Source organism: Streptomyces sp. bgisy159, from assembly GCF_965341775.1.
In the GTDB taxonomy this organism is placed as follows: domain Bacteria; phylum Actinomycetota; class Actinomycetes; order Streptomycetales; family Streptomycetaceae; genus Streptomyces.
In genome coordinates this window covers 1-7357 of the sequence record NZ_CBDQZH010000086.1, presented here as the reverse complement: position 1 = coordinate 7357, position 7357 = coordinate 1, and the positions used below count along the sequence as shown (strand labels likewise).

Below are 7357 nucleotides of genomic sequence, written 5' to 3'. Positions count from 1 at the left end.
AAGCCAGCCCGTTGGCCCGGAATGACACCACTCGTACCGGTTTGAGACACCCCAACTCCCTGCCGCGCACCTATGCCTATGAGTGCTTGAACTCGAGCACTCGACGAACGGACGAGCCCCGTACCGCGCTCACGCCTCCTCATGCCCTGGGGCTGCATCCTGCCACCGGGAACGCCTCCCGTTTCACACTTCCCTCATACCTGTCAATCTCGATCACGCGAGATCATCAACAGACACAAAGCAGTCGACTGCTGAAATGTGGGTCTGCAACTGCGGCCTTGCGGGGCAGCCTCAGTACCTACCCCGCCGAGCAGCAAGGTCACGGATCGTCAGGAAGCGCTCTTCAGACGGTGAGCGGCTGGGGTAGGGAGCCCATTGGGGAGGACCGGCATGCCGTAGACCGCGGCGTCATCACAGGAGTGCCGCCTCACGATCTCTCGACCCAAGGCCGCCTCGCTGTGGGGAGCTCTTCGCCGGGAGGGGCCCGGATCGATCTCCATGACAACGCGCCGCACCGGACTGAGCCCGAAACGGGGCCACCGGCCACTAGGCGCGATCTCCCGGGACGGACTCAGCTCCGTGTGCGCTGGCGTCAGTGTGTCGTGCTTTGGATGCCGAGGACGTCGTAGAGGTGCTCGCCGTGAGCCCATCGTTTCAATTCCGGGCGGCCCATGAGGATGAGCTGGTGATGCTGGGCGAAGTCGATCGCCGGCTGCGTGAAGCCGTTAAGCGCGATCATGATCGGGAGGTCGGCTCCGTGGTGCGGGCGGGCTGTCCCGTTGAACTTCTGCACGTGGCCTGACCCGACTGGGCTCTGATACTGCTTGCACTGCACGATCAGGAGGCGGTCTTCGTCATCGCGGGCAGTGACGTCCACGCCGAGGTCACCGGCGCCTCCGACCCGCCTGGGACGCCGGAATCCGTCACGGGCCAAGAGATCAGTGCACGCCTGCTCGAAACCCGTCGCGCTCATCGACGAAAGCTGCTTCATCTTGAAGGTCAGCGCGTCCGCTTCGATCGCATCGCCAGAGGGAGCGGCGAACGTGTCGTCCGCGTTGGCGTAGGTGTTGGCGCCGAACAGGAATGACAGGATTCTGCCGAGCAGGAGCAACATGGGCAGTCCGCCGACCACGAAGAGCCCGGTCCACCACGGGTGATCGGCTATCAGCCCCCACGAATCTACGGTGATCCACTGGCCGACGTCCTCGGTGAGCCACTCCCAGAGCATCTTGCCGACGGCCAGCGCGATGACCGCATACAGCAGGAACTTCAGCAGCGGGTCGAGCGACCCGTCCTCGTCGAACACCACACCTCCAGACGTCTTGGGCAGCGATCACGATCTTTGCCAGTCATGCCGCACGCCTGAATCGGCTCGGGCGGGAGCGCGCGGACAATCCGAGGAGCTCGTGCAGAGCGGCACCATCCTCGGCCCAGCGCTGTAGCTTTTCCCGGTCGATCCAGTGGACGCCGTGTCGGTCGCCCCACGCCATGGCATCGCGGGTGAAGGCTCCGTTGGTGACGACGACAGCGTGATCGGCTTTGTGGACCGGCCCGGCCGTCCCCTTCACCGCGTACATCACAGATGAGCCCACCTTCCCGCCGACGCGGGTGTGCTTGGCCTGCACCACGACCCGGCCGCGCTGCGGATGCCCACCGATGACGTCGGCGGCCTGGTCGCCGCCGCCACCCACTCTGCGGGCCGGCCAGCCGTCGCGGACCAGCAGATCCCGCAGGGCGTACTCGAAGCGACGGTCGTCCATGGTGTCGAACTCCGCGAGCGTGATCCGCAGAGTGGCCAGCCGCTCCTTCTCGCGACGCCGCATCGTGGTCGCGTGCCTGATCCGCCACGCCGCGACGGCTCCCGTGAGTAGGGCGAGAGCCAGCAGGGCAGGCCAGGCCGCCTTCAGTGCGCCGACCGCCGTGGCCGCCGTCCGCGCCACCAGGACGAGCACGGCCAGGGCGACTACAGCCGCTGCGACCAGTTCCGCGGCATCGCGAGGGCGCCGCAGACGTATCCGTCCCATCAGCGGTCGGCCGTCGCGCTGGCCGCCGGCTTCGGATCCGTCGGCGGTGTCGTGGCGGTGGACTCACTGAACCCGAACACCTGCCCCCACAGCCACACGCCGGCCAGTAAGCCGGCAATCATCCAACCGCTCATGCGCTTGGCGCTCCTGGGCTTCGGATTGCGACGGATGTGTCCGCGTACCCGGTGGAATCCGTCCGGCACCTTCGACATATTTCCCCCTCCCGTCGGTGGGCCGCGGAGCGCGGCTCATCCCAACAAAAGGGTGTAGCAGTGGGCACTGACAGCAGCTGATGGGTCATCACGGCGCTACGCCCCGGTCGAGTCGCCATCAGGCCAGGAGGGCCCACACCGTCAGGCCAATTCACGGGGCAGCGAGCCTGAGGCCGCTCAGCTGGGCGAATGCCCTTCAAGCTCCCAAGCGGTTCACCACGGCCCTTTCCGCCAGCCCTCACGCGGCGCGTGACTGTCCGTCTCTCACCTGTGGAAACAGCCCCAGTCACGCCAAGCGGAGCACTGCCGACGAATGGCGAAAAGCAGCGGAAGCGCACTCACAGCCATAGTGCGCCGGCGCCGCCCCTTCGTTCCCATACCCAGGGCCAGGCTCGGGTGGCGTGCTCGATCTCGGGTGGCTCGGCGAAGGATTGCCGGCGAGGGCGGCTTTAGGGAAGATGCACCACCGGCTCTCCTGAAGGTTGAGCCAGCAGGTGCCGACGGGGATGAAGACGTGCCGGATTCGGGGTGGTCCTCGAGCCAGGTGCGGGTGGACACGCTGCTGTGCGAGGACAGGTTATCCGTGATCACATAAATGTCCCCGATGGGATTGGCAGTCCCGTTTTTTCCTTGCTACGTCCATGGCAACCTGCCAGCGGACCTCACGTTCTGCCCTGTGCGCCGGTGGATGACGTGGAACTGTCCGGCCGGTGGGCAGTGGGGCGGAGGGTCATGGACGCGGGCCACCGCACCGGGTGAACGGAAGGCGGCCAGGTCATACGGGAGGGGCTGGCCCAGGGGGCGGGCCAGCGCGTACGCCGAGCGCGCCGCAACGTCAGCCCAGAAGTTCCCGAACTGCCCCACCCGCCAAGGACGTTTCTGCGACCATCGGCCTGTCCCTAGAGCGAGCGACACATAGCGAGGCAGAGCATGACCAGCGCTTACACGGAACTCACGAAGGAAGCCGGACGCCGTGGGGGCCCCGCCGCTCTACGCGCCTTCTACCGGTTGCAAGGCGTAGCACAGGGCGTCGCCCGCGGCCGGCTAGAGGGCTTTGCGGAGGGCGTCGCTCTCGGCCGATGGAAGGGCCGAACGGAGGGCGTCATCATCGGCGCCGCCGCCACCGGCCTCGGCGTCATCGGAGCCGTGGTCCACGACAAGAGGCGCGTCCGCCGCGCCAGTGCCGAGACCGCGCCGACGGCCATGCCGGAGGAGGACACCACCGGTGTGCCGGCGGCAGAGCAGAGGACCGACGCGTGAATGACTACGCCCCCGGTGGCCTGGTCCCTCCGGGCCCACGATGGTGGAGCTCACCGCCCGCCTGATGTTGAGGGCCGAGCGGGTGTGGGGAGTACACACTCCGCACGGGATTGCGTCTTCCGGGACCAACCGCTATCTAAGGGCGCGCAGAGCATTAACATGCTGGTTTGATCTTCCTTGGCGGCTGATTGCCGTACCTGTCGAGGTGGGCAGCGACGTCTGCGGGTGTGCGGAATCTGGCTGTTGACGGCGGGAGCGTGGGGCCAGACTCGGCGAGGAGGGGCCGTACTTCCTGGATAGCGCGGGTGAGGGTGCTTCCGGTGACGCCGAAGAGCTGGGCGAGCAGGTCGTGGGTACCGATTTAGCGCAGGTAGAGCACGGTGGCCAGGATACGATCGGCGTCGGAGAGCTTGTCCTTGGCGCCCGCGCCGCGTGCCGGCGGCGTTCGCCGCCCCGCCGCTCGGGGCGGAGCCGCTCGCGTTGTTCGGCCAGTGCGGGGATCAAGTTGTCAAGCGCAATTTCCATTTCGGGGACGTTCATACCGGTCAGCTCCGGGTGCCGGAGTGTGGAGCTGTCGAGGTGGGCTGGTCCTGCAGCCGGCCGTGCGGCGGTTGCAGGGTCCGTCCGCAGGCCGGGAGCGGGCGGGACACCGGCGAGATGGAGCATGTAATTCCAGTCTCCGTGGAATCGGTGCATGCTCATCGCTAGGGCGTCGATTTCGGCGTCGGTGACCTAGATTCCGGTGTCGTAGGTGTTGGTGTCGAGTTCGGCCTCGACCCGCAGCCCGGTGCGGGTAGTGGTGGCTGCGATGGTATTCACGATGACGTCGTGGCTGGTCAGCGGTCTCCCACGCCAGTTCATGGAGATCTGGGAGAACAGCCGGTGCTCGACTTGGTTCCACTTCGATGTGCCGGGCGGCATATGGCACACCGTGATCTGTAGGCCGGTCTCGGCCGCGAGGGCTCCGAGTTCGGTCTTCCAGGCGCGGGTGCGGTAGCCGTTGGAACCGCCGGCGTCCGCAGTGATCAACAGCCGTGCGGCGTTTCAACGGCCTCGGTCTTCTCACCACGAGCGAACCGCTCGGCCGCTTCGAGACGCGCTCGCTCCCGCTTTTCCTGCTCCTTGGGCGTCAGCCCGCCCCCATGCGCGTACCGCATGACGACGTCGTACCGCAACGATCCAGAACCGTCACGGTCCACCGGACTCCACGAGTTCAACGTGAGTAACCAGCTACCGGCTCTTTTCAGACCGGTAGCGGTGGTGTTACTCATCTTTGTGTAGCCGATCACCCGTCGGCTGCCTTCGCTTCGCCGTCGTTCGGTACTTACTCGCTGCGGGCCGCTTCGTGATCATCGCCGGTCCCGGCTAGGGGAGCTGGTCCCGCCGGAAGCAGTTACTTCCGGCGGCTGGCTGGTGGCGCCGTCCAGAGCAGCCGCCAGATCCCTCAACGTGTGGAATGTGAAGGGGCCCCCGACGAATCCCGCCGGCACCGGCGCACGGGTGACAAAGATCGCCCTGACCACACGCGGCTCAGCTGACGTCGGCAAACCGAGGGCCGCCGCCACCTCGTTGGCGCGGGGTGCAAGGTCGTCGAGTTTCCTCTGGAGCTGTGTCGCATAACACGGCTTTCGGTGGTCGACGTAGAAACGGTCCAGATGGCGTCGGATCTCCGGTGTCACGTGCACGTCGGCTGGGTCCTTCACCTCGATCAGCCAAATAACCGAGTCAGCCGCGCGCCCAGCGACTACATCGATCTCGGTCTGGAGGGACGGGACCCCCAGGCGCTGCGGATCCTGCTCCCGGATACGCTCCTCGACCATGTAACCAGCTGCCCGAAGTGTTTGTGCTACCTCGGTCTCGAGGGCTCTGTTCTTGCGGTCGCGAACCGCCTCCAGAGCGTCTGTCACCCGGCGCGGAGGCGGAGGCTGTGTCCAAGGCAGGATTCCTTGAGCCACGAAGTTGCCGTAGATACCTGCACTCGCGTAGCAGAGCTGCGGGCCGACCACGAGCCGCCCATCGGTAAGTTCGGCCAGGGGCTGGACGACGAGTCGTTTCTGCCTGCTGCGTGCATGCCACGGCTTCCAGTCGGCAGCCTGCAGCGCGGCGGATGTACTGGTGAGGAGCCCCTGAGCAGCAGCGATACGGGCATGTCCGTCAGGTTCATCCGCGAGACGCAACGTGTCGAGCAGGTGTTGCCGTACGGTATCTGCGGGGACGGCCACCGCATCCGGATCGTCAGGCTCCAGCGGCCAGTGGGCCATAGAGAACAGGACTTGCAAGATATCGCTCACTGATGCTCCGTATGCGGCGAGCATGGCAGCGTCAACAGCTGGATCGACGAGTTCGTCGATCTGTTCCTCGTCAACGACTTCGGCTGCTGCGTCAACCTCGTCAGTCTGCTCGTGACTGCCGAGCGTGGCCGGAGCCGCGAGCATGTGAGCCGCTCGGGCCCGTCTGAACGCGCTGAGGTCCAGATCGAACACCCGGGAGCCCGCGCTCCCCGACCCGGCATCGGCATCGGCATCGGCCAAGTCGGTCACCACGGTGATCTCATATGCGTCGCTGATTCTCAGTCCGGTGGGACGAACTTGATGATGGATCGCTTCGCTCCGCATCGTCGCTGCCAGATAGGCGGAGGCCGCAGCGGTGATCTCCATCCATGCGTACTGGTCCACGCGGCGGTTTCCAGTGGGTTGAGCGCGCAGGGCTGCTTCGATCGCGATTTCGTTGCTCCGCCTCAGCCACAGATGTTCTTGCTCGAGTTCTGTCTGGCGCTCCAGTGGGTCCCAGGCCACCGAGAGAAGGCGGGAGGACTGTTCGAGATCACGGAATTGCTGGTTCTTCGTCGCCAAGGTGCGTTCGATCTGTCGCATCCCGACGGTGACAAGGTCGTCGGAGGAGTGTTGGGCGAGACGACGGTTCAGAGCGTCCAACGCGGCTGGAGCCAGCACACCACGGTCAAGTTCTTTGGCCTGTGGGCCCACGTACGTTCCGGGTGCGACGCCCGCAGCCTGCACAGCGCGGGCCACCTCCTGGTCCACCATGCCCACCAGATGGGCATCTACCGGCCACGGACGGGCAAGGTGTGGACGGCTCACCGGCGCCGTCATGATGCGGATCGCAAGTGTGGGCGGAGCGACGCGCCAGGCCGTTGCAACCGTGTCGACCGTGCTCGGCGGCAGATCACTCTGCTCCAGAAGAGACCTGATCGTCTGCGCCATTACCTCCCGCGTAGTTGCGACGTCACGGTCGGTCTGCTCCGCGAGCAACTCACAGTCGACGAGGAACTCGGCGTGGATCACCAGGCCGTATGCACTGGACTGTGCTTCGACAGATCCGACCCGGATGGATTCGGCGCGATCACGTTCGTCCGGCGTGACGGGCCGCATTTCGAGGACGTAGCCGACCGGCGAGGCTTCGTCATGCACCGCGTTCCACGCATCATTCAACTGCTCGAAGCCGAAAACGTACGAGCCTGCGAGGTCGTGGAGAAGTTGGTGATGGTCGTCGCCCCAAGCCGGGTGCGCGGAACGTACGGCCACAGCTGGGGTGCCGACCCGGACCCGCCAGCCGTACAGGTCAGGACGGTCATGCTCCGGCGATCGGGTTACCTCGTCCGACTGCTCATCCACATGCGCTCGGCACCACTCGTAGATCCCGTATGGGCCCTGCCCAATAGGGTCCAAGGCGTCCCAGGAGTCAATGCCCGGCAGGGCGAGCAGGGCCAGCGCCTGCTCCAGCTCCTGCAAGCGCTCGCCGCGTTCCCACTCGGCGGCGCTGTGGTGAGGGCTGACCATCATCAAGTCCGGGGCCCTGCCGCCACTGAAGAAGGTTTTGTTGTTGCCGCGCCACCACTCCCAT

General features: G+C 66.0%; 4 protein-coding genes and 4 pseudogenes. 1 reads left to right on the top strand and 7 read right to left on the bottom strand.

Annotated features, from left to right (window positions below):
* Nucleotides 1-592: 592 nt before the first annotated feature.
* The 3 genes from ACSLTV_RS35575 to ACSLTV_RS35565 are packed head-to-tail and all read right to left on the bottom strand — an operon-like array spanning nt 593 to nt 2236.
* Nucleotides 593-1306 (bottom strand): restriction endonuclease, encoded by a 714-nt coding sequence (locus ACSLTV_RS35575; protein WP_435613679.1) that lies wholly within the window; start codon nt 1304-1306, stop codon nt 593-595.
* A 43-nt stretch (nt 1307-1349) separates the two neighbouring features.
* The gene (locus tag ACSLTV_RS35570; RefSeq protein ID WP_435613678.1) at nt 1350-2024 is read right to left on the bottom strand and encodes a restriction endonuclease; all 675 of its coding nucleotides are present in this window, start codon (nt 2022-2024) and stop codon (nt 1350-1352) included.
* Complete coding sequence (locus tag ACSLTV_RS35565; RefSeq protein WP_079033661.1) at nt 2024-2236, bottom strand: hypothetical protein; 213 nt, start codon at nt 2234-2236, stop codon at nt 2024-2026. Before ACSLTV_RS35565 ends, ACSLTV_RS35570 begins: the two co-directional genes overlap by 1 nt.
* A 930-nt stretch (nt 2237-3166) precedes the next feature.
* Here ACSLTV_RS35565 and ACSLTV_RS35560 point away from each other — a divergent pair.
* Complete coding sequence (locus ACSLTV_RS35560) at nt 3167-3496, top strand: hypothetical protein (protein ID WP_435613677.1); 330 nt, start codon at nt 3167-3169, stop codon at nt 3494-3496.
* Between the two features lie 154 nt (nt 3497-3650).
* Here ACSLTV_RS35560 and ACSLTV_RS35555 read toward each other — a convergent pair.
* From ACSLTV_RS35555 to ACSLTV_RS35540, 4 pseudogenes are all read right to left on the bottom strand, one after another.
* Nucleotides 3651-3958 (bottom strand): annotated as a pseudogene (locus tag ACSLTV_RS35555) (helix-turn-helix domain-containing protein); the annotation flags it as partial.
* 198 nt (nt 3959-4156) lie between these two features.
* Nucleotides 4157-4537: pseudogene (locus ACSLTV_RS35550) on the bottom strand (ISAzo13 family transposase); the annotation flags it as partial.
* 5 nt (nt 4538-4542) lie between these two features.
* Nucleotides 4543-4653: pseudogene (locus tag ACSLTV_RS35545) on the bottom strand (IS630 family transposase); the annotation flags it as partial.
* A 192-nt stretch (nt 4654-4845) separates the two neighbouring features.
* Nucleotides 4846-7357, bottom strand: a pseudogene (locus ACSLTV_RS35540) (hypothetical protein); the annotation flags it as partial.